Raw genomic sequence first — 21167 nt, 5'->3', positions numbered from 1 at the left:
GTAAGCATTCAGCAGGTCGTGATCGGCTTCGCTGTCTGACGATGTGACAGGTTGCGGGTGGGTGCGGCAGGATCCGTGGTCATGTCGTCGGGGTGGGAGTCTGCGTCGCGTGAGGACCTCCTCACGGTGATCGGGCTGCTCCAGCGACAGAACGAGGAGCTGGCCGCGGCGAATGAGCGGTTGACGGCGCGGGTGGCAGAGCTGGAGCGGCGGCTTGGCCGGAACTCGGGGAACTCCTCGATGCCACCGTCCTCGGACACCTTCGGTCGGCCGGAGAAGAAGCCGGTACCGAAGAGCGGCCGCAAGCGGGGACGCCAGCCGGGTGCCGACGGATCTGGGCTGTGCATGGTCGCTGATCCCGATGTCACCGAGGACCACCTTCCAGCGGCCTGCACCGGGTGCGGCCGGGCGCTGGGCGAGGACGACAGCATCGGCTTCGAGCGCCGTCAGGTCCGTGACATCCCGCTGACCACGGTGAAGGTGACCGAGCACCGGGCCCATCGCTGCCGGTGCGCGTGCGGGACGGTGACCGCCTCGCCGATGCCCGGCCAGGTCGCCCGATCGCCCTCCTCCTATGGCCCCAACCTGCGTGCCCTGGCCGTCTACCTGCTGGTCTTCCAGCACATCCCCGTCGAGCGGACCACGATCCTGATCCGGGACGTGACCGGGGCCGAGGTCTCCACCGGCTGGGTCGCCTCTCTGCTCCCCGAGGCCGCCGGCCTGGTCGAGGACTGTCTGAACCTGATCCGTGCCCTGCTGATCATGGGACACGTGCTCCACGCGGATGAGACCACCACCCGCATCGGCACCACCCGGCGCTGGCTCCACGTGGCCTGCACCGACTTCCTCACCCTGCTCCACCTCGCCCCGCGCTCGCGCGCCGGAGCAGATGCCGGCAAGGTGCTCCCGCACTACCGGGGCGTCCTGGTCCACGACTCACTGTCCCTGTATGCCGGCTACGACTCCTGCACCCATCAGCTGTGCGGAGCCCACCTGATCCGCGAACTGACCGCCGCCGAAGAGGACTTTCCCGACCAGAAGTGGCACCAGCAGATCCGCTGGGCCCTGGCCGGACTGAACACCCAGGCCGTACGCGTCCGGAACCAGGAGACCGCCGAGATCACCCCCGGTGCGCTCCTGCTGCACTGCGAAGCGTTCCACCAGGGCATCAAGGTCGGGCTCAGTCTCCATCCCAAAGTGCCGGGCCGGAAGCAGAGCCCGGCCCACAACCTCCTGACCCGGCTTCGCGATCAGGCCCACGACGTCCTGCGCTTCGCCGACGATCCCCGGCACGTGCCGTTCACCAACAACTGCGGCGAACGGGCCCTGCGTCCGGTCAAGACCCAGCTGAAGATCTCCGGCTGCCATCAGTCCGACACGGGCGCGACGGCCTGGCTCGCCGTGCGCTCCTACCTCGACTCCGCCCGCAAGCACGGCCTGACCACCTTCGAGGCCATCCACCGCGCCTTCACCGGCAAACTCTGGATGCCACCCATCGCACAGACCACCTGACCAGCCACTCTCACCGACCGTCACCGATCAGGCCCATTCCTTCTGAATGCGTACGATGCGCGTGGGCTGGATCGACACCCACATCTCGCGTGCGCCGCCCGCCCACGGCTCGGTGTGGGCACGTTCGGCCGGCCGCCGCGCAGCATCGGCTCCGTAACGACCCGGGCGGGGCCGATGACGAGCACGCTCCAGCCCCGGCTCATGGCCTCGTCCACGTGGTCGACCTCGAAGGCTACGTCCCGTCCCACCGCCGGGGCGGGCACGGAGTTCGGCCCCGTGCGTGGACAGCGGGGCGCGGCATTCCTCCGGGCCGAGGTCCGGCAGCTGAGGGTGCAGCAGCGCGTGGCCCTGGCCCGGCGGCAGATCGACGCCGCCCCCGCGCAGGGCCGTGGCGGTGGTGCCGAGCGCGTCGGCCAGGCTGATGAGGGTCACCGCGGTGGGGGCGGCCACCGGATCAGCCGTACGGCCCACGGCATTGCTCTCCCCGGTCAGCGGCGCGTTGTTCACCGCCAGCTCGTGCGCCTCCACCACCCGGCAGTCCGCCGACACCGCGTCCCCGGCCTCCAGCACCACCACATCGCCCGGCACCAGCTCCCGCGCGGGCACCTCAAGCCTTTCGCCGCCGCGCAGCACCCGGCAGGTGTGGGGCACCATCGCCGCCAGCGCCTGGGCCGTCCGCTCGGCCGAGTACTCCTGGGCGAAGCCGATGGCGGCGTTCAGCACCACGACGCCCAGGATCGCCACCGCGAGCTGGAAGGTGCCGATGTCACGCGGGTCCTCCAGCCCGTACGCCAGGAAGGCGATCCCCGACGCGACGATCAGCACGACCGCGAAGAGGTCGGTGAACTGCGCCCCCAACTGCCGCCACACGGCGCGGCGCCTCGCACGGGGCAGTTCGTTTGACCCGTACCGCTCCAGCCGAGCCCGGGCCTGCGCCGCCGACAGGCCGCGCCGTGACGTGTCCAGCGCGGTGAAGACCTCATCAGCAGCGAGTTCCCGTACCGCAGACCGCGAACCGGAACCGGACGCGGCACCTACCGCCTCGTCCTGCCCTCTGCCCGGTACCAGCGGGTCCGTACCGGTGGTACGCATCATCCGATCCCGCATGCCGACGAGGCCACCATCGCCGGTGGAATCGGCCAGGTTGCGCGGAGGGCCTTGGGCAAGGGTGCCATCACGGACTCCAGGGAACTCGGCGGACGTCTCGCCAGTTCGCCGCCCATGGCCGGCGGCGCTCCCTCATCGTGTGACGGGCCCGCCGGCATCACCAGGGCCGTCCGGGGCACGGGCCCAGGGCCGTTCGACGCCTCACACCGGGGCAATGATGACGGGACAGCGGGCATGGTGCAGCACTCCCTGGCTCACCGAGCCCAGCAGCATGCCCGTGAACCCTCCGTGCCCCCGGGTTCCCACGACCAAGCCCAGGGCATGCTCCGATGCTTCCGTCAGCACCTGCACCGGGTGACCGCGGACGACCTCATGACGCAGCTCCACATCCGGGTACATCGCGGTGCGGCCCGCGACCGTCTCCGACAGCACACGGCGGCACTCCCGCACCGCAGCCTCCTCGTCCAGCACTCCGAGCAGCGGCGGATGCCACACGTACAGGGCCCGCAAGAGAGCCCCGCGCAGGGCAGCCTCCTCGAACGCCACACCCACCGCCGCGGCCGAATGCGGACTGCCGTCGACTCCGACCACGAAGTACGCGGGCTCCTGGGTGACGTGCTCCGGCTCCGGTACGACCGCCACCGGGCAGGGAGCATGGGCACTGAGCGGGAGCGCCACCGAGGAGGAGGTGAACATCTCGCGCCGTCTGCTCAGGTGCCAGGAACCCACCACGACCAGGGAAGCGCTCCGCGCCTCCTCGCGCAGGACCCACGCCGGCTCGCCTTCCGCCAGCAGCGTCGACACCTCCACCGCTGGCTGCCGGGACTCGACGAAGGCGACTGCCTCCTTCAGGACCTGGTCGCCCAGGCCGTGCAGCGCCCGGTTCCACTCCTCCCAGGACGGCCGCGCCTCCCCCGACCGGTATCCACCGGTCGGCACTCCCTGCGCGTGGACGAGCCGCAGCGGCAGGCCACGTCGATCCGCTTCGTCGGCGGCCCAGGCCAGCGCCAGCCGCTTCGAAGGATCGGGGTCGACGCCCACCACGATCGGCCGACGCCCGTCCGCACCAGTCATGCCCGCCTCCAGAAGGGTCTCTGGTACCGCCCCTTCACCGCCCCTCCAGGCTGCCCCCTGCCGCCAAGCGCCGCCACGTCAGGAGACCATGGCGGGATGGCCGACCAGACGGAGATCGATCCGATGCGGCGCGTGGTGCACGTTCGGCCATCCTGAGCGGTGGCGGGGGACCATCATCAGCGATGATCCCAAAGAGGACGCCGAGTACGTCGCCGCCCTCGTCGTCACCGATCTGGTGACCGAGTGGGAGGTACGCGGCACCGGGCGGGGGCACGTGCGCGTGATCGTCTGGGAGGACGAAGAAGGTGACGGACCCGAGGACGCGGCCTTCATCGTGGAGATCCAGCTCGACATCGACATCGGTGCAGAGTGACCGGTCCGGCTGCAGGGGACGGGCTCGACGCGCTTCGGTTCCGTGGAGCGTAGGCGTGGCTGAGCCTTCGCACCGCGGTCGGGCTGGTGCGAAGGCTCCGAAGAAAAGGACAAAAACAGTCCCCGGTAGTTCTGCGCGTGTCTTGAAGCCTCAGTCGTCACTGCTGCCTCGGTGTCGCGCCGGCTTGCCGGGGGCCTAAACCACATCCTGTCCAAGTCACTCCGCCGACTAGACGTCCTCACCGACTTCGTGGCTCTTCCGGTGTTGTGGTCTGGTAACTAGCCTGCACGAGATATGCCCCGAGTCAATAGGTTTTGGGTAGATTTTTCGGCATCCAGTAGGTGGAGGTGCAGGCTTCACACGACCTGGGCTCGGAACCCGAGGAGCACGAGCCACCGAACCGGGCCGCGGCCCGAGCCGCCTCGAAGAAGAGGCCACCGCGGCGCCGCGAAGAGGACGGGCCGCCAACCGCGTAGCACGTGGCCACTCCGGCCGGTGCGGGGATGCCTCGAAGGTGCGGCGAAGGAAGAGGCCAGGAGACGGATGCCCGATCAAGCGGGTGCGTCCCCGGCGGCCCATTCCTCGCTCGCCCGGCAGGATGGTGTTGAGGACCACGAGCGACCACAGGCCGTAGGCCGCGTCAGCCATGACGTCCTCCGACGGCGTTGACCGGTCCGGTGGCGCTGCGGCGCTGTCCGCGGGCGAGGGCGCTCATGCGCCGCTGGTATGCGGCCGCGTCGATGCGGTGGTGGAGGCGCAGGCCCACCAGCCACCGTTCCGTTTCCTCCAGTGCGGCGTGCCGTCCGCGCAGGCGGGCCAGCGGTGGAGGGCGGGGCTCGTCGGGGGTGATCAGGCGGGCGATGTCGTGGATGATGCCCGACAGGATCAGCGTCCCGGCCAACGCGGCGATCACAGCCACCATGGCTCTCACCCCCGGTCCGGGCCCGGGACGGTCAGGGCCGCCCCGTCCCGGTGTGGTGGTTGTGCTTGCGCAGCGGGTCCTCGTCCCGGTCGTCGCGGTGCTGGTCGTGTCCGCCGTGCATGTCCTGGCCGTGCATGCTCTTCATCATGAAGAACATCATCAGCGGGCAGGCGGCGACGAGGGCGAGCCAGACGAGGCTTTCCAGGGACGCGCCGACGATCAGGGCGCCGACGACGACGATCGCTGCGGCGAGCGCGTACATGCCGTAGTTGCGCTTGTCGTTCATCACGAGCCTCCTTCAGCGGAGGGCACAGAGGCCGCAACCAGGGCGGCCGGGTTTCAGGTTTTGGTGAGAGGGCCGGAGTCCAGCGTGCTCAGGCGGCGCCGGTACTCCTCCTCGTCGATCTCCCCGCGGGCGAACCGCTCACCGAGGATGTGCTGCGGTGTCGGGGCGGCGGGAGTGTGCGTGTGTTCGTGGGGCCGGTTGACGGCACGGAAAACCAGCACGAGAGCTGTGATGATCAGCGCCCAGAACGCGACCATGCCGACCGACATCCCGAACCAGCCCCACCCGCTCATGTCGTGGGCGTACCAGAACGTCATCGCCACTCACCTGCTTCGGCTCATCGGCGACCGGGCGCTGGACGGGCTCCCGGGCGACTTCTTGCCTTCACCTGCATCGTCCCTCTGCCTGACGAGGTGGTCTGGGGCCGAAGGGGCCAGGACAAGTGGGCCGTTCAGCCCCTACCCGGCAGGGGTACCCGAGCGCAGGCTGGAGAGTGACCCGTCAGGGGAGGCGAGAAGCCCATGGATGCCGTCGATGTCGTCGTGGTCCTGGCCTCGGCCGTGCTGGTCGGCGCGCTGGGCTGGTACTTCTTCGGACCGCGCCGCGCCGGTGCCGCCCGACTGGAGGGCGGCGTGCAGCGGGTGGAGGTCACGGTGCGGGGCGGCTACAGCCCCGACCTGATCAAGGTTCGTCAGGGCACACCGGTGGAACTGGTCTTCGACCGGCAGGAGGCCGGGGAGTGCACGTCCCGTGTGGTCTTCCCCGATCTCAAGGTCGGCGCGGGGCTGCCCGCCCACACGCGCACCACCGTGCGGCTGACCCCTGAGCGTCCGGGTTCCTTCGGCTTCGCCTGCGGTATGAACATGATCCACGGCACGCTGCTGGTCGAGCCCTCGGAAGGAGCCGCAGCAGCCGGCCCCGACGGCGTCACGGCCGTAGGCCCTCCTGCGGGCGGCGGGCCGCCGTCGTCGGGTGTGGAACGGTCGGCCGCGGAGTCGGAGGCCGCGGACTCCGCCGAGCGGCGGGCGGAGATCAAGGACCTCACCGGCCGGGTGCTGCTGGGTGCCGTCCTCACCGCGCCGGTGCTGTTCGTCGTCATGGCGCACGAGTTGTTCGGCGCGGACTGGGTTCCGGGCTGGACGCTCAATCATTGGCTGCAACTGGCCCTGGTCACGCCGGTGATGTTCTACACCGGGTGGCCGATCCATGTGACGGGCTGGCTGACCCTGCGCCACCGGGCTGCCGACATGAACTCCCTGATCACACTGGGCACTTCGGCCGCTTACGGCTACAGCCTGCTGGTCACCCTCGCCCCCGGCCTGCTGCCGGAGGACGTCCGGGAGGTCTACTACGAGGCCGTCGGCGTCATCCTGACCCTGATCCTGCTCGGACGGCTGCTGGAGGCCCGTGCGAAGGCCGGCACCGGCGAGGCCATCCGCGCCCTGCTGGGACTGCAGGCCCGCACCGCCCGCGTGGTACGCGACGGCACCGAGTCCGAGATCCCGATCGAGGACGTCATGGTCCGCGACGAGATCGTCATCCGGCCCGGAGAGAAGATCCCGGTCGACGCCGAGGTGCTCTCCGGATCCTCCGCGGTCGACGAGTCGATGGTCACCGGTGAGCCGATGCCGGTGACGAAGCACAGGGGAGACACGGTCATCGGCGCGACCATCAACGGCACCGGGTCCCTGCGGGTACGGGCGGCCAAGGTCGGCGCGGACACGATGCTGGCCCAGATCATCCGCCTGGTACAGCAGGCCCAGGCGTCCAAGGCCCCCATCCAGCGGCTCGCCGACGCCGTGTCGGCGTACTTCGTGCCCGCGGTGATCGCCATCGCGATCGGCACCTTCGCGCTCTGGTTCACCCTCGGGCCGTCGCCGGCACTGACCCTGGCGCTGGTCTCCGCGGTGGCGGTGCTCATCATCGCCTGCCCGTGCGCGCTGGGCCTGGCCACGCCGCTGTCGGTGATGGTCGGCACGGGCAAGGGAGCCCAGGCGGGAATCCTCATCCGCTCCGCCGAAGCCCTGGAAACCGCGCACAAGCTGGACACGGTGGTCCTGGACAAGACCGGCACCGTCACGGAGGGCAAGCCGATCCTGACCGACGTCCACCCCGCCGACGGATTCGACGAGACGCTGCTGCTGCGGCTGGTCGCGGGGGCCGAGGCCGACAGCGAGCACCCGCTCGCGCAAGCCATCATCACCGGCGTCCGCGACCGCGGCATCAGCCCGCCCGCGGCGACCGGCTTCGACTCGGTCACCGGCAAGGGCGTCCAGGCCACCGTCGACGGACACGCCGTCCTGGTCGGCACCGCCCGGCTCCTCGGCGACGTCGGCATCGACACCACCGCCCTGACCCCCGTCGCGGCCGGCCTGTCGACCGAGGGCAAGACCCCCGTACTCGCAGCGGTCGACGGACGTCCCGCGGGTGTGCTGGCCGTCGCCGACACCGTCAAGGACGACTCCGTCTCCGCCGTCGCCGCCCTCCAGCGCCTCGGCATCGACGTCGTCATCATCACCGGAGACAACGCCCGCACGGCCGGGGCGATCGCCGCCCAGGTGGGCGTGGACCGGGTGCTGGCCGAGGTGCTGCCCGAGCACAAGGCCGACGAGATCCGCCGTCTCCAGGGCGAGGGCCGCACCGTCGGCATGGTCGGCGACGGCATCAACGACGCCCCCGCCCTGGCCGCCGCCGATGTCGGCCTCGCGATCGGCACCGGCACCGACGTGGCCATCGAAGCCGCCGACATCACCCTGATCTCCGGCTCGCTGAGCGGAGTCGTCACGGCGATCCGGCTGTCGCGGGCCACCATGCGCAACATCCGGCAGAACCTGTTCTTCGCCCTGGTCTACAACGCAGTCGGCGTCCCCCTCGCCGCGGGCGCCCTGTACCCGCTGTGGGGCCTGCGCCTCAGCCCGATCATCGCCGCCGCGGCCATGGCGCTCAGCTCGCTGTCGGTCGTCACCAACGCCTCCCGGCTGCGCCGCTGGCACACCCAGCCGCTGCCCGAAGCCCATCCCGCGAGCGTCCAGCCCCGGGTCGAGTCCGCCGCCGACCGCGCCCCGGCCGAGAGCACGGCTCCCCTGGCGGACCCTGGCCATCACCCTGTCCCCAAGAGCGATGGCGACGGCATGGTCACGGACCCCGTGTGCGGCATGCAGGTGGACAAGGCGACCGCCGCCGAACACCGGCAAACCGAGCACGGCACCTACTACTTCTGCTCCACCCACTGCGCCGCCGCGTTCGACGCAGAGCCGGACCGCTACACCGCCCCCACGCCCGGCGGAACGCACGAGGGGGGCGAACCCCGATGACCACCACTCCGGCCACCCGCCATACGCGCGAACGGCACACCGAGGCACCCGGTTACACCAGCCACAAGGCCGACCACCTGGCCCGCCTGAACAAGATCGAAGGCCAGATACGCGGCATCTCCCGCATGGTCACCGACGACCGCTACTGCATCGACGTCCTCACCCAGATCAGCGCCGCCGGCCGCGCCCTTCAGGAGGTCGCCGTCGGCCTGCTCGACGACCACGTGCGCGGCTGCGTCACCGACGCCGCCCGCACCGACCCCGCCCACGCCGAGGAGGAGTTCGCAGAACTCAACGACACCTTGCGCCGCGCACTACGTCTGTAGCCAGCGTCATCATGGGTGTTCGCACCTCGTCACCCCAGTCGCCTATTTACCCCCAAGGGGTATATTGACGCGGGACGGGCCGCTTCAGCACAGCACGGATGGAAGCCATGGCGACAGCCGCTCACCGAGGACGCGCCGCTCAGGGTGCACTGCTCCGGTGGACACGCGCTGCCGTCATCGCGCTGATGGCGGCGCTTGCCGTTCTGGTCCACCACGAAACAGCCACCGCCGTCACCCACGTGCCGCCCGCCCGGGCTTCCGGCACGAGCAGCACGGCGGGCATGCATCACAAGACCACACCAGCGATGCCCGTCCATGCGAGCGGGCACTCCATGCCGTCCGGCATCACAGCCCCGGCCGCGGGCCACGACGACGGGACGTGCTCCGGCACAGCGATGCAGCACTGCTCCGCCGCTGGCGTCGACAGCATGAAGCTCGCGCCTCCCCACCAGCCCTCCACCGGCTTCGCTCCGGCCGTCCCTCCCAGGGCAGCCGCCGGCCGAGACGTCCCGGGGACGACCGGCAGGGCCCCACCCGATCTTTCGGTCCTCTCTCGATTGCTGCTGTAGGCCGCGCATCGGCCGCGCGCGTTCACGCATGCGCTCGGCCGTTGCCCCCACGCGACCGAACAACAGCGATATCGAGACAAGGACACCCCCTGTGAACAGCATGAACCGCCGCTCCGTCTTGCTGGCCGGGCTCGGCGTCGCGGGCGCGGGCGCGCTGGCCGCCTGCAGCGGCTCCGGCAGCACGCCCGCCCTGCTCAGCCCCTCCGGGTCGGCCGTCGCCGCCGCCGACAAGAAGCGCACCAAAAGCGGCAGGACACACGAACTGACCCTGACCGCAGCCCAGGCAAAGGTCGACCTGGGCTGCGGGATCACGGCCAGGACCTGGGCCTTCAGCAGCCAGACCCCCGGCAAGGAACTGCGCCTCTCGGCCGGTGACACACTCGCCGCCACGCTGTCCAACCAGCTGCCCAACCGCACCACCACCTCCATCCACTGGCACGGCATCGCCCTGCGCAACGACATGGACGGCGTACCGCCGGCCACCCAGAGTGCCGTCCGGGCAGGACGCAACTTCACCTACCGGTTCACCGCCGACGCCCCCGGCACCTACTTCTTCCACCCGCACGTCGGCGTCCAGCTCGACCGGGGCCTGTACGCGCCGCTGATCGTGGAGGACCCGAGGGAACCCCTGTCGTACGACGAGGAGTGGGTGATCGTCCTCGACGACTGGCTCGACGGTGTCACCGGCACCCCGGACGACGCCTTCGCCGAGCTGAAGCAGGGCATGGGCGGGATGCACATGGGCGACGACTCCGGCAGCCCGTCCAGCTCCTCCGGCCACGAGGGCCACGACATGGGAGACATGGACGGCATGGACATGGGCAGCGGCACGAGCGCGACGAGCAGCTCACCCTCCCCGTCCTCCGGCTCGGGCATGTCCACGAGGTTCATGCTGATGGGCGCTCAGAGCCCGCTGCTCGGGGGCGACGCCGGCGACGTGAAGTACCCCCACCACCTGATCAACGGCCGTGTACCGGCCGACCCGGACGTCTTCCGCACCAAGCCCGGCAAGCGGGTCCGGCTGCGCCTGATCAACGCCGGCGGCGACACCGCGTACCGCGTCGCCCTCGGCGGCCACCAGCTCACCCTCACCCACACCGACGGTTTCCCGATCGGGCACCAGCAGGTCGACGCGGTGCTGATCGGGATGGGCGAACGCTACGACGCCCTCGTCACCTTGGGCGATGGCGTCTTCCCCCTCGTCGCGTTGGCGGAGGGCAAGAACGCCACCGGCATGGCCTTGGTCCGCACCGGCTCGGGCGGCCTACCGAAAGCGACGACGCGCCCGAAGGAGCTGGACGGGAAGATCATGACCGCTTCGCAGCTGCGCGCGGTGGACGACGTCCGGCTGACGCCGAAGAGGGCAGACCGGGTCCACCGCATCGAGCTGACCGGCGGCATGACGACCTACAACTGGGCCATCAACGGCAAGCGGTTCGACATGAACAACCCGACCGCGAACCCGATCACGGTCGAGCAAGGCCAGCGGGTACGGCTGGACTTCGTCAACACCACCACCATGTGGCACCCGATGCACCTGCACGGCCACACCTACCAGCTCGGCAGTGACGGCCCCCGCAAGGACACCGCGATCGTCCTGCCGAAAAAGACCCTGTCGGTGTTCTTCGACGCGGACAACCCGGGGCAATGGATGCTGCACTGCCACAACGCCTACCACGGCGAAGCCGGAATGATGGCCCTGGTCGGCTACCGAGGCTGATCCGATGTGCCGCGGGCAGCCCGGGTCCGTCCCCGGGCTGCCCGCTGGCGGCGAGTTGGCTGGAGGCCGGCACAGGGGTGGCAAGTGGATCACCGGCCGCAGGACACGACGACGAGCGCGCCCACCACTGAGCATGGCCCGGGACCGCACGTGCCCGGGTCGGGCCAGCCCGGCAAAGGCCGAGGGGAAGAGTCGCGGCCATCCCTGCCCGCCGACCGCGATCCCGCCAAGCGGGTCGCCCCGTCACGGCTGCCCTCGACAGCGAACGCCCCTCACCCTCAGCTCATCCACAGTCTCGGCCCGGCCCACACGGACGGCTGGGCATCACACCGAAGGTCGGATCACCATGACCGACCACTCCACCACCCGCATCGCCCTGGTCACCGGCGGTTCCGGCGGCATCGGCCGCGCGGTCGTCGAACGCCTCGCCAAGGACGGCATCGCCGTCGGCGTCCACTACGGCCGGCAACAAGGCCCGCGCCGAGGAAACGGTCGCCGCGGTCACCGCGGCGGGCGACCGGGCGATCGCGGTCGGCGGCGACATCGCCGACGAGCACGCCATGGCGTAGGCATTCGACGCCGTGGAGTGGGAGTTCGGCGGCATCGACGTCGTCGTCAACACGGCGGGCGTCATGCTCCTGTCCCCGACCGCCACGCTGGACCTGAACGACCTGGACCGGATGCACCGCACCAACATCCGCGGCACCTTCGTGGTCTCCCAGCAGGCGGCCCGGCGAGTGCGGCCCGGCGAGTGCGGCCCGGCGAGTGCGGCCCGGCGGGTGCGGCCCGGCGGGTGCGGTCATCAACTTCTCGACCTCGGTCACCCGCCCGCAGTTCCCCACCTACGGCGCCTACGCGGCCAGCAAGGGCGCCATCGAGGCCATGACGCTGGTCCTGGCCCGCGAACTGCCGGCAAGGACGAAGTATCCCGGCCTCAGGGAGCAGGTCGCGAAGAAGCCGGCCGCCCTGGCCCCCGAGAACGCGGACGCATCCATGGTCTCCGATGAGATCGCCCGCATCGTCACGCTCCCCGCCGGCCAGCGCCCGTACCGGTCCACATCGACCCCGCCGACGACGGCTCCGAAGAGGTCTCGAACGTCGCCGACCGCATCCGTCGCGAGTTCCTCACCCGGGTCGACCTCATGTTCTGCGGATCCCACCGGGGCCAGGAGCCTCTCTCACCGGCCGGTGGTCCCCGCGGCGCGGCTTGGCAGCCGTAGTTCAGCCCGACTGCGTTACGTTGGCCATCGAGGGTCTGACCGCGTGGGATGCAGTGAGAAGTGCGCCGTGGACGGCTGAGGACGCCGCCCGTCTGACGTAGCGATCACTGTCTGGAGGCCATACATCACGCTCTTGGTGGATCAGGAGAGAAACCGCCCCGTGCACGCTGGCGCACAACACTCTGGCGGTTTCGGTTCTACTCGTCACAGGTACCCCGGCATCCGCACAAGCTGTGACCTTGTCCCGGAAATAGCGGAAGCATTCATCTTCGTTCTGACGGCTGGCTTCGGTGGCCTCGCCGGCCATCACGAGTCGGTACTGGGAAGGATGACGAAGTCCAAATGCGATGTAGGCGACGCAGGTTTCGTAGAGCGCCGTCACAGGATCCGGGACTTTCCGGGACACTGCTTCCAACTCGATGAACAGTGAGCTCCACACGCGCAGGCACGTCGCATGGACGAGTTCCCGCTTCGAGGCGAAGTGGAGGTAGACGGCCGGCGGGCTGACTCCCGCACTTGTTGCTACTGCACGAATCGTAAGAGCGTCGGAGCCTCCGTCTTCCAGCAGCTGATCGGCGATGTCGAGAAGTTGGTTGCGGAGCAGACCGCCCTGGCCCTTGGCGGCGCGAACTCGGGAACCAGTCACAGATACGAGCCTTGGTGAGAGGGCGACCATACGCAGGTGACGAGAGTGCGATGTTGTGACGGTGCGTGACCAGACATCAAGATGCCTTGGGTTTGACGGTGGTGACCACTTGGGTTACCCGGGCGCACAGTTCACCTTCGTCATCATGAATATCGACCTCGATGACAGTGTTGCGCCCCAGACGCAAGGGACGAGCTGTCGCAACGACGCTCGTGCGTGCGGGCCGAAGAAAATGCGTGCTCGACTCCACGGTGGCCGGTGCGGCGCCGGCTGGACCGTTGAGGGCGGCGCAAACGGCAGCGCACACATCGGCGAGCCCCATCAATGCCCCTCCGTGGAGTCCGCCGCCCACCGTGGAAAGGGAGTGATCGTGCGCCAGTCTGGCTTGAACGCCGGCTTCCGTAATCTCCTTGAACTCGACTCCGAGCGTCTTGGCATACGGCGCGAGCGCGTAGACGTCTTCGGCTTCAAGTGTGACCACGGGACACTCCCATCCTGGTTAGTGGCGATAACTTATCGGCGTCAACTCAGGCCGTCAACGGAGTGATCGACGCCACCCGCGTCCTGTCGGACGCGAACGGGCTGTCCCTCCTCGTCGGTGTCTCGGCCGGCGGGGCCCAGGACAGCCAACGCTTGACGAGACCGGGGGCAGCTCACCGCAGGGAAGCCGAAGTCTGAGACGCGGAGGGTCTCGACGATGGCCGAACCCTGAGCCTCTGACGGCGGATCAAGAGAGTGGGCAGGGCGGCGGACAGTCCTGATCACCCGCCGGCGCGTGTCCAACGGTCTGGTGCGTCACGAAAAACCGTGAGCCGCCGGTCGGCCGACGCGCGGGGCGGATCAGTTGCGCGTGCCGGCCGGTGGGCCGACGACGGTGGTGAGCTGGAGTTTGTGTTCGCGGGCCAGCGTGGCCAGGCGGCTGTCCCGGGGGAAGCGGCCGGTGGCGCGGCGCAGGTAGGAGACGAGGGCGGCGTCGGTGGTGTCGGGGTCCGCTGAACAGCCTGCTGGCCCCGGAACCAGGCGAGCGTCTAACGGTCCGCAATCGGGTGGTCGGCGGCTTGCGCGGCCCATGAGGCGAGGATGCGCAGACGGTCGTGGCTGGGTGTGCCGGGCTCGGCGGTCAGGGTGATGAGCTGCTGGTCGGGGTCGTCGGTGGAGGTGAGGAAGGACCAGTCGAGGGTGAGCGGGCCGACAACGGGATGGTTCAGCGTTTTCGTGCCCGATCCCTGGGTGGCGACGCGATGGGCGCCCCACCAGCGCCGGAAGTCGGGGTCCTGAAGCGACAACTCGCCCACCAGTTCGGCCAGTCGCGGATCTTTCGGATCGCGGGCGGCCTCCATGCGCAGCTGCGCCAGGGTCATCTGCGCTACCCACTCCCAGTCCGGGTACAGCGCTCTGATGGCCGGTTCGCAGAAGACCAGCCGTACGAAGTTGCGTTTCTTCTCCGGGATCCGCGCGAAGTCGGTGAACAGGGCGGCCGCCATGGCGTTCCAGGCGAGGATGTCCGTGCGGCGGCCCAGGACGACGGCCGGCGTGGTGGAGAGGTCCTCCAGGAGGCGCTGCAGCTGCGGCTGGACCTTCTGCGTGGTGCGCCGACGCGGCCGGGCGGCGTCTCGACCGGACAGTTCGAACATGTAGGCACGCTCACTGTCATCAAGCCGGAGGACACGCGCGAGGGTGTCCAGCACTGATTCGGATGCCTGGCGGCGGCCCTGCTCCAGGCGCGTGTAGTAGTCGGGGCTGATCGACGCCAGCAAGGCCACCTCCTCGCGGCGCAGGCCCTTGACCCTGCGCCTGCCGGCCGAGTCAGGCAGCCCCACTTCGGCCGGGCTCAGCTCTGTGCGCCGAGCCTTCAGGAAGGCGCCCAGTTCGCTGTCGCGGGTGTTGCTGCTGCTCATAGGTACAAGTGTTACAGCCCGCCGGTCCTGTGACAGTGGGCCTGCCCTGTCCCAGGACCGCGGTGTCCGGGGACAAAAGAAGCCTCTTATCCGCCCGCTTTCCGCGTGCGAGTGTCGATGACGTGGCCGGCGGACGGACCGCCCTGAAGACGACGGCCCCGCCGGAGGTCCTGGCGGAGGTCCTGGCAGTGGAATCCGCGCCGTGGCGGTCACAGCACTTCCCCACCTGCACCAGGAGACACAGACCGTGAAGACCAGCGTCACCTTCCCCAGCAACGATCTCGCCCTCGCCGGGACTCTCTTCACCCCCGACGACCACATCGACGGTCGGCTGCCGGTGATTGTCATCTCCCACCCGGGAGGCGGCGTGAAGGAGCAGAGCCCGAGCATTTACGCCGAGCGCCTGGCCCGCGCTGGATTCGCTGCGCTCGTCTTCGACGCCGCCTACCAGGGCGAGAGCGAGGGCGAGCCGCGCGGCATGGAGAACCCCTTCCAGCGCGCCGAGGACATCAAGTCCGCCGTGACCTACCTGACCACACGGGACGACATCGACCCGGACCGTATCGGAGCCCTGGGCATCTGCGCCTCCGGCGGTTACGTCCCCTACGCCGCACAGACCGACCACCGCATCAAAGGCGTGGCCACGGTCAGCGCCGTGGACATGGGCTCGGTGATCCGTGAAGGACTGGGCCGCACCCAGGACCCGGCGATCCTCAAGGCCCTGCTCGACCGGGCCGGTGCGGCGCGCACCGCCGAGGCACGCGGCGCGGCTCCGGAGCTGGTGGCATGGATTCCCGACAACGCCGAGGAGCTGCTGGAGACCGCTACCCGGCAGTTCCGCGAGACGTTCGAGTTCTACTGCACCCCGCGCGGTCACCACCCTCGTACGGTCCAGGGATGGGTGCTGCGCAGCGTCGACCAGCTCGCCCAGTACGACTCGTACGCGATGATCGAGCTGATCTCGCCCCGCCCCCTGCTGATGATCGCCGGTTCGGAGGCGGAGAGCGCCTACTTCAGCCGGGAAGCGATCGCGCAGGCGGCCGAGCCCAAGGAACTGGTCGTCATCGACGGTGCCACCCACATCGACCTGTACGACAAGGACGAACACGTCACCCCCGCCGTCGCCAAGCTCGCCGAGTTCTTCGGCAAGCACCTGGCGGGGTGACCACCCGCCACTCCGGACCCATGTGCTCGATGGACCTCACCGCCCGTCACCGCGCACCGGCGAGTTGCTGTCCACGGTGAAGTTCATGGGAAGACCGCGCCGGGGCTGCCGCCTTCAAGTTGCCGGCGGTTCGGCTCCGCTCGTCCTGGGGCCCCTGGTCCGGCACGGAGCCTGGGCCACCTGCCTGACAGGGGTGCACGGGAAGGGCGGCGAAGTGGCGGTCGCTCGGACGCGGGGTCCTCGACGGGGCTGTTGCGACACTCGGCGCTCTGGAGGCATCCGATGCCCCTGTGCGCTGCGCCGAGATCACGCGCGCGACGGGATACCCAAGCAGACCGCGTCCCGGTTGCTGGCACAGCTGGAGGCGATTTTCTGGATTTACCTGCGCTGGCCCCGGGCGCGGCTCGTAGGGTCTGGAGTCGCGTACGTGAAGACGACGAAGCGGGAGAACAAGTCCGGCACAGTCCGGTACCTGCATCTGGCCCACAACGAGTGGGACCCGGCCAAGGGGCGGGCGGTGCCGAAGGTGCCGTTCACCTTCGGGCGCGAGGACCAGCTCGACCGTGACGCGGTCAAGCGTCTGGTCGTGTCTCTGTCGAGGCTGCTGGAGCCGGGGGACGCGCTGGCCGCGACGGCCGCATGCGACCTGGAGTTCACCTCCTCGGTGCTGCCGATCGCGCCCGGCGCGCGGCGTCGTCAGGGCTGTGGGAGGCTGCCCATCTGCGCCATGAAAGCCACAGGGTCGCCGTCGAACCCCTGGATCATCTCGCGAAACTCCCATCCTCCGGAGCCGCCCCTGACGAACTCCGCGACCGTCGTGGCGGTGGAGTCGGCGACTCCACCGAAGTCGTCCGCCAGCAGCTCCGTATAGCCCTCGACGGCCACCACCCCCGCGTTCGATAGCTCGCCGAAGGTTCGCGGGCCGTGGTCTTGATGGATGGCCACCCCCACCACCACCCGCCCGTAGACGGACGACAACCGGTCGAACTCCAGGACCATCACCTCGACAAAGCCGAAGCCCTGGCCGGTCTGGCTGTGCCGACTCATATTGATGGTGCCGTCCGGCGAGCGGCTGTCGTAGTGGACGACGTACACCGGCCGACCGTAGGGGTCGTCCGCGGAGTAGGTCGCCGCGATGATGTCGAGATGACGGGGCGGCTCACCCAAGGGGCTCGGATCCCACCGGAGCTTCATCTCGACTTTTCCCAACCTCTTGCTGACGCTGCTCACGCTTCCGCTCCCGAATCAGGCCACACGGGATCATCCCCCGCACACTCAAGTATGGCCCGTGACCTGCCCCTTGATGCCGTCTTAGCTCTGCCCGGGACGGCCGGAACGTCACTGTGCTGACAGGCTTAGGACCTCGCGGAGCGATGGTCGCGGCTGCGGCATCATCGGCTGGGCGCGGCCGGGGTGTCTCCACACGACCATCGTCGCGGTCGCGGTGCTCGACGGCGCCTTGGACGACCTTGTGGACAAGCATCCCAGCGTCGTCGTACACCCCGTGTTCGCCGAGGGCCCCGTACGCCATCTGTCGCTCGCCCGTTACGCCATCTGCCGCTCGCCCGTTCGGCGGCGGCCGACCTCCTCGGCGTCGGGGCACGTCGACGGCACGGTCACTTCGGACTGCTGCTCAACCGGGCGGGCCACGCACTGTTGCATCACGCCGAATGACCGGTGGCGGAGGCCTCCCAGCAGGGATGACGGAGTAAGCGCCGCCCGCGATGAGGAACCCGGTCAGCGTGGTGCCGATCGTGTCGTTGCGCACGGCGAGGTTCCAGGCTCCGAACTGGTCCAAGCCGACGAGCCACGCGGCGCCCATGCCGAGGGCCACCAGAGCGAACGCCCAGAGTTCCGGCAGCAGTTGCAGAAGCGGTGCCCGACCTGCGCGACGGTCAGCAAGGCCAGCCCGAGCAGTGCCAGCCTCCCGAACAGGGCTTGAGATCTGCCGCCTTTCTGGCGTGGAGTAACGGACGTTGAGGGAAGGGCAGGTCGGTGAGGCTTCTGCCAAGGGCCGGTTGACCTTCCAGCGGGCATGTCAACTTCTCCTATTACTGGCCGGTCGGGCCGGTCGGCCCCTCAGCTGAGCCGTTCAGCCCCTGCTCCAACGTCACCTGTGATGTGAGGATGAGAGACGAACCCGCGAGACGAGCGGCGACGAGGTTCCTCCCTCACAGGGACTCATCGCCCCTGTCGCCCGGCCGAACAGGGTGGCGGCCCGGACGGGATTTGTCTCACGGGTGGCGTCGGCGTGGGGACCGGCGCAGGCCGCTTCGGCGGCTCCTCGGGAAGGGGCGGGCAAGGTATCCCGCCCCTATGCCGGGCCCGTGCAGGGCTGAGGGGGGAGCGGCACCGTCGTAGGAGGCGGCTCCGTACGGCCCACGGGCCCGGCGCCTGGCTTGTCTACCCACCCGGCAACGCCCCCAGCGCGTCCCACGGCAGCCGTGAAGGAGCATCTGGCGCGAGGCATACTGCGCGCAAGGCCCCAGGGATCGAGACCGTGGGAACGGGGCCGCCCGGGGCGATCAGCGCCAGCAGCGCGGGGCCGCCCGCCATGAGCGTCGCGGCCAGAGGGACGGCCCCTCGCCGGCGTCGTACGCCTGAAGGCTCAGCAGCCGATCGCCCAGGAACGGGTCAGCCGCCGCTTTCCGCGACGAGTTGGTCGAGGGTTTGCGGCTTGCGGAGGATCTCGAAGTGCACGGAATCAGCTGCGCCGGTGGTGTACCCGTACACCGCGGGTCTCGGCAGGGAGTTGTAGGCGAAGTGGTTTGAGAAGTAGTAGGCGCCGGTGTCCAGGAGTGCGACCAGGTCCCCCTGCTCCAGAAGCGGCAGCGGGCGGTCCCGGGCAACCAGATCGCCGGCGAAGCAGCATGGGCCGGCAACGTCCTGCGGTACCTTTTGCCCGGTTTTCGGGTTCCCGGAGGCGTCCCGTGCTTCTACGCGCAGCGGCCAGGATTCGGGGGCGAACACCGTGCGGGTAGCGATGTGCGCACCTGCGTGGGTGACGGCGATGGCCCGGTCACCGGCGGACTTGGCGTATTCGACACGGGCCAGCACGACGCCCTGCTTGGCGACGAGGGACCTTCCGAATTCGGTGACGATGCCGTACCGGCCGCCGAAAAGGCCGGGCACAGCCGTCTGCAGCGTCTGCGCGTACGTGCGGAAGGACGGCTTGGTCTCGTCGGAAGAGAAGTTCACCGGCAGCCCGCCGCCGATGTCGAGGACGGTGATCTGTTGTCTTCCGGCTGCTGCGTTGATCTTCTCGGCCAGTGTGTACGCGGTCGCGATGCCCTCGGCCATCAGCGTCAGGGGCATGCCCTGGGATCCGGTGTGGGTGTGCAGCCGGGTGAGCCAGGGGCGCTGAAGGAAGGCTTGCACGATCCATTCCTCGGCGCCCTCATCACGCAGGGCGACACCGAATTTGCTGGTGGCGGTGGCGGTACTCATCGCGCCGATGCTGCCTCCGCCGACCTGCGGGTTGACGCGGACGCCGATGGGCGAGGTGGTGGGAGCCCGGCGTACGAGTGCGTCGATGCGGGACAGTTCCTGGGGATTGTCGGCGTTGATGGCGATGCCCGCGGCGAGGGCTTCCTTGAGTTCCGTTTCGGTCTTGGCCGGTGAGTCGAGCACGATGTGAGGGGCGGGTATCCCGGCGGCCCGGGCGATGGCCAGTTCGCCGGGGCTGGCGACCTCCGCGCCGACGCCCTCGCGTGCGAGGTGGCGCAGCACAGGAACGAGGGCAGCGGCCTTCACTGCGAAGGTGTGCAGAACGTCGACTCCGGGGAAGGTGAAGGCCGCGTGGAGTTCGGCTGCCGTACGCCGCACGCCGGTCAGGTTCAGCAGGCCGACCACGGGCTGCTCCTGGTTGATCAGTTCCTGCCGGACGGCCGCCGTGATGGCTCGCTCTCGTTCCGCGCGGACGCTGGAGGTTCGGGCATCGTTACTCATGGCCTTGCGCTGCTGCCCTTCGAATGGGTTGGCCTTCAGTGGACGGGGAGCGTGGTCGTGGGGCGTTCATACGGTGTTCCGGGCGGCAGGTGCCTCAGTCGGTCCGGTTCGCGCGTTCATGCCGGGTGGCGATCGCGTCGTAGGTCGCGGTGAGGGAGACGGTGACGGCTTCGGGTGCACGCTGCGCGACCCTGAGGAACAGGATGTCGACCACGGTCAGTTGGGCCATGCGGCTGGCCATCGCGCCGGGGCGGAACCGGGTCTCTCGTGACGTGGTCGTCAGGACGGAGTCGGCCGACTTCGCCAAGGGGGCGTCGGGGAAGTTGGTCACGGCGACGGTGTGGGCGCCTGCCGCCGCGGCTGTCCGCAGACAGGAGAGGGTCTCCGAGGTGCGTCCGGAATGGGAGAACCCGATGGCGACACTGCCCGGGCGCAGCACCGCGGCACTGGTGATGCCCAGGTGCGAATCGATCCAGCAGTTGGCCTGGTAACCGATGCGGTGGAGTTTCTGCATCAGGTCCTGCCCGGCCAGGCTGCTCGAACCGGAACCGTAGATGTCGACCACGGGCGCTTGGACGATGGCGTCCACCACGCGGTCCAGTTCCACCACATCCAGCGCCTCGGCCGTCTCCTCGATCGCTCTCGCCTCGTGGTAGGCGAGCTTGCGGGCTACGTCGCGGACATCGTCGTCGGGTGCGATGTCGGCGTCCTCGACGCCGAAGCTGAGCCGTCTGCCCTGCTCACCGGCGGCGGCACGGGCGAGAGCGATGCGAAAAGCGGGGTATCCGGTGAAACCCAGCGTGCGATACAGGCGGGTGACGCTGGCCGGTGAGGTCGCGCACCGCTCGGCGAGGGTGGTGATGGTCATCTCCGCCGCCTCGGCCGGGGACGCCAACGTCAGATCCGCGATGCGGCGTTCGGCTGGACGCAGCCCAGGCAGAGCCTGACGCAGCCGCATCGTCACATCATCGATCATCTCTGCTTCTCCCTAATCCCTGACCTCGTCAACCGCCTGCGGCCCGGGGCCGGTTGGGCCGCAGGCAAGGCCGGGCGAGTCCTCGTCGTCCGGGCCGTCCACACCTTCCCA

Annotated in this window: 16 protein-coding genes and 4 pseudogenes; 8 read left to right on the top strand and 12 right to left on the bottom strand. The window is 69.5% G+C overall.

Annotated features, from left to right (window positions below):
• Positions 1–81: 81 nt before the first annotated feature.
• Positions 82–1512 carry an IS66 family transposase gene (gene tnpC, locus GFH49_RS30725; protein ID WP_155054304.1) on the top strand — a complete coding sequence of 477 codons (1431 nt, stop codon included), beginning with the start codon at positions 82–84 and terminating at the stop codon, positions 1510–1512.
• A 27-nt stretch (positions 1513–1539) separates the two neighbouring features.
• Here tnpC and GFH49_RS40605 read toward each other — a convergent pair.
• The 3 genes and pseudogenes from GFH49_RS40605 to GFH49_RS30715 all read right to left on the bottom strand — a co-directional run.
• Positions 1540–1959 (bottom strand): annotated as a pseudogene (locus tag GFH49_RS40605) (pyridoxamine 5'-phosphate oxidase family protein); the annotation flags it as partial.
• A 72-nt stretch (positions 1960–2031) separates the two neighbouring features.
• A pseudogene (locus GFH49_RS40600) lies at positions 2032–2604 on the bottom strand (cation-transporting P-type ATPase); the annotation flags it as partial.
• Between the two features lie 216 nt (positions 2605–2820).
• Positions 2821–3693: a universal stress protein gene (locus GFH49_RS30715; protein ID WP_155059326.1), complete on the bottom strand. Its 873-nt coding sequence runs from the start codon at positions 3691–3693 to the stop codon at positions 2821–2823.
• Between the two features lie 88 nt (positions 3694–3781).
• Between GFH49_RS30715 and GFH49_RS30710 the strand changes: the two genes are divergently transcribed.
• On the top strand, positions 3782–4066 hold the full coding sequence (locus GFH49_RS30710; protein ID WP_155059325.1) for a hypothetical protein: 285 nt from the start codon (positions 3782–3784) through the stop codon (positions 4064–4066).
• Positions 4067–4706: 640 nt separating this feature from the next.
• On the opposite strand, the gene GFH49_RS30705 is transcribed toward GFH49_RS30710, so the two are convergent.
• The 3 genes from GFH49_RS30705 to GFH49_RS30695 are packed head-to-tail and all read right to left on the bottom strand — an operon-like array spanning position 4707 to position 5591.
• A complete protein-coding gene (locus tag GFH49_RS30705) occupies positions 4707–4988 on the bottom strand; it encodes a hypothetical protein (RefSeq protein ID WP_155059324.1) in 282 nt (93 codons plus the stop codon).
• A gap of 31 nt (positions 4989–5019) precedes the next feature.
• Positions 5020–5274 carry a DUF2933 domain-containing protein gene (locus GFH49_RS30700; protein WP_155059323.1) on the bottom strand — a complete coding sequence of 85 codons (255 nt, stop codon included), beginning with the start codon at positions 5272–5274 and terminating at the stop codon, positions 5020–5022.
• A 53-nt stretch (positions 5275–5327) separates the two neighbouring features.
• Positions 5328–5591, bottom strand: a complete 264-nt coding sequence (locus GFH49_RS30695; RefSeq protein WP_155059322.1) for an SHOCT domain-containing protein — start codon at positions 5589–5591, stop codon at positions 5328–5330.
• Positions 5592–5795: 204 nt separating this feature from the next.
• On the opposite strand from GFH49_RS30695, the gene GFH49_RS30690 reads away from it, so the two are divergent.
• The 4 genes and pseudogenes from GFH49_RS30690 to GFH49_RS41650 all read left to right on the top strand — a co-directional run bounded on the left by GFH49_RS30690 (position 5796) and on the right by GFH49_RS41650 (position 12423).
• Positions 5796–8588: a heavy metal translocating P-type ATPase gene (locus GFH49_RS30690; protein ID WP_155059321.1), complete on the top strand. Its 2793-nt coding sequence runs from the start codon at positions 5796–5798 to the stop codon at positions 8586–8588.
• Positions 8585–8914, top strand: coding sequence for a metal-sensitive transcriptional regulator (locus GFH49_RS30685; RefSeq protein ID WP_155059320.1), 330 nt, complete (start codon positions 8585–8587; stop codon positions 8912–8914). Before GFH49_RS30690 ends, GFH49_RS30685 begins: the two co-directional genes overlap by 4 nt.
• Positions 8915–9574: 660 nt before the next feature.
• Positions 9575–11203, top strand: a complete 1629-nt coding sequence (locus GFH49_RS30680) for a multicopper oxidase family protein (RefSeq protein ID WP_155059319.1) — start codon at positions 9575–9577, stop codon at positions 11201–11203.
• A gap of 346 nt (positions 11204–11549) precedes the next feature.
• Positions 11550–12423 (top strand): annotated as a pseudogene (locus tag GFH49_RS41650) (SDR family NAD(P)-dependent oxidoreductase).
• A 1-nt stretch (position 12424) separates the two neighbouring features.
• On the opposite strand, the gene GFH49_RS30670 reads toward GFH49_RS41650, so the two are convergent.
• From GFH49_RS30670 to GFH49_RS30660, 3 genes are all read right to left on the bottom strand, one after another.
• The gene (locus tag GFH49_RS30670) at positions 12425–13069 is read right to left on the bottom strand and encodes a TetR/AcrR family transcriptional regulator (protein WP_230396592.1); all 645 of its coding nucleotides are present in this window, start codon (positions 13067–13069) and stop codon (positions 12425–12427) included.
• A 76-nt stretch (positions 13070–13145) separates the two neighbouring features.
• Positions 13146–13550 carry a PaaI family thioesterase gene (locus GFH49_RS30665; protein WP_155059317.1) on the bottom strand — a complete coding sequence of 135 codons (405 nt, stop codon included), beginning with the start codon at positions 13548–13550 and terminating at the stop codon, positions 13146–13148.
• Positions 13551–14097: 547 nt separating this feature from the next.
• A complete protein-coding gene (locus GFH49_RS30660) occupies positions 14098–14967 on the bottom strand; it encodes a helix-turn-helix domain-containing protein (protein WP_155059316.1) in 870 nt (289 codons plus the stop codon).
• Between the two features lie 247 nt (positions 14968–15214).
• Between GFH49_RS30660 and GFH49_RS30655 the strand changes: the two genes are divergently transcribed.
• Both GFH49_RS30655 and GFH49_RS41765 read left to right on the top strand, forming a co-directional pair.
• Entirely contained in the window at positions 15215–16132 is a 918-nt protein-coding gene (locus GFH49_RS30655) for an alpha/beta hydrolase (RefSeq protein ID WP_155059315.1), read from the top strand.
• A 382-nt stretch (positions 16133–16514) separates the two neighbouring features.
• Positions 16515–16799 (top strand): annotated as a pseudogene (locus GFH49_RS41765) (hypothetical protein); the annotation flags it as partial.
• A gap of 29 nt (positions 16800–16828) precedes the next feature.
• On the opposite strand, the gene GFH49_RS30650 reads toward GFH49_RS41765, so the two are convergent.
• The 3 genes from GFH49_RS30650 to GFH49_RS30640 all read right to left on the bottom strand — a co-directional run bounded on the left by GFH49_RS30650 (position 16829) and on the right by GFH49_RS30640 (position 21056).
• Positions 16829–17362 carry a TerD family protein gene (locus tag GFH49_RS30650; protein WP_155059314.1) on the bottom strand — a complete coding sequence of 178 codons (534 nt, stop codon included), beginning with the start codon at positions 17360–17362 and terminating at the stop codon, positions 16829–16831.
• 1404 nt (positions 17363–18766) lie between these two features.
• On the bottom strand, positions 18767–20080 hold the full coding sequence (locus tag GFH49_RS30645) for a type III PLP-dependent enzyme domain-containing protein (protein WP_155059313.1): 1314 nt from the start codon (positions 20078–20080) through the stop codon (positions 18767–18769).
• A 94-nt stretch (positions 20081–20174) separates the two neighbouring features.
• Positions 20175–21056: a MurR/RpiR family transcriptional regulator gene (locus GFH49_RS30640; RefSeq protein ID WP_155059312.1), complete on the bottom strand. Its 882-nt coding sequence runs from the start codon at positions 21054–21056 to the stop codon at positions 20175–20177.
• Between the last annotated feature and the right edge of the window lie 111 nt (positions 21057–21167).

Origin of the sequence: Streptomyces blattellae, assembly GCF_009709555.1 — a bacterium.
Taxonomy (GTDB): Bacteria; Actinomycetota; Actinomycetes; order Streptomycetales; family Streptomycetaceae; genus Streptomyces; species Streptomyces blattellae.
The sequence above is the reverse complement of the archived record's forward strand: the minus strand, read 5'-3'. Positions and strand labels throughout refer to the sequence as shown.

Excerpts from the sequence above, each read along its gene's own strand:
- tnpC (WP_155054304.1), top strand. The coding sequence starts at position 82 with ATGTCGTCGGGGTGGGAGTCTGCGTCGCGTGAGGACCTCCTCACGGTG.
- GFH49_RS30715 (WP_155059326.1), bottom strand. The coding sequence starts at position 3,693 with ATGACTGGTGCGGACGGGCGTCGGCCGATCGTGGTGGGCGTCGACCCC.
- GFH49_RS30710 (WP_155059325.1), top strand. The coding sequence starts at position 3,782 with ATGGCGGGATGGCCGACCAGACGGAGATCGATCCGATGCGGCGCGTGG.
- GFH49_RS30705 (WP_155059324.1), bottom strand. The coding sequence starts at position 4,988 with ATGGTGGCTGTGATCGCCGCGTTGGCCGGGACGCTGATCCTGTCGGGC.
- GFH49_RS30700 (WP_155059323.1), bottom strand. The coding sequence starts at position 5,274 with ATGAACGACAAGCGCAACTACGGCATGTACGCGCTCGCCGCAGCGATC.
- GFH49_RS30695 (WP_155059322.1), bottom strand. The coding sequence starts at position 5,591 with ATGACGTTCTGGTACGCCCACGACATGAGCGGGTGGGGCTGGTTCGGG.
- GFH49_RS30690 (WP_155059321.1), top strand. The coding sequence starts at position 5,796 with ATGGATGCCGTCGATGTCGTCGTGGTCCTGGCCTCGGCCGTGCTGGTC.
- GFH49_RS30685 (WP_155059320.1), top strand. The coding sequence starts at position 8,585 with ATGACCACCACTCCGGCCACCCGCCATACGCGCGAACGGCACACCGAG.
- GFH49_RS30660 (WP_155059316.1), bottom strand. The coding sequence starts at position 14,967 with ATGAGCAGCAGCAACACCCGCGACAGCGAACTGGGCGCCTTCCTGAAG.
- GFH49_RS30645 (WP_155059313.1), bottom strand. The coding sequence starts at position 20,080 with ATGAGTAACGATGCCCGAACCTCCAGCGTCCGCGCGGAACGAGAGCGA.
- GFH49_RS30640 (WP_155059312.1), bottom strand. The coding sequence starts at position 21,056 with ATGATCGATGATGTGACGATGCGGCTGCGTCAGGCTCTGCCTGGGCTG.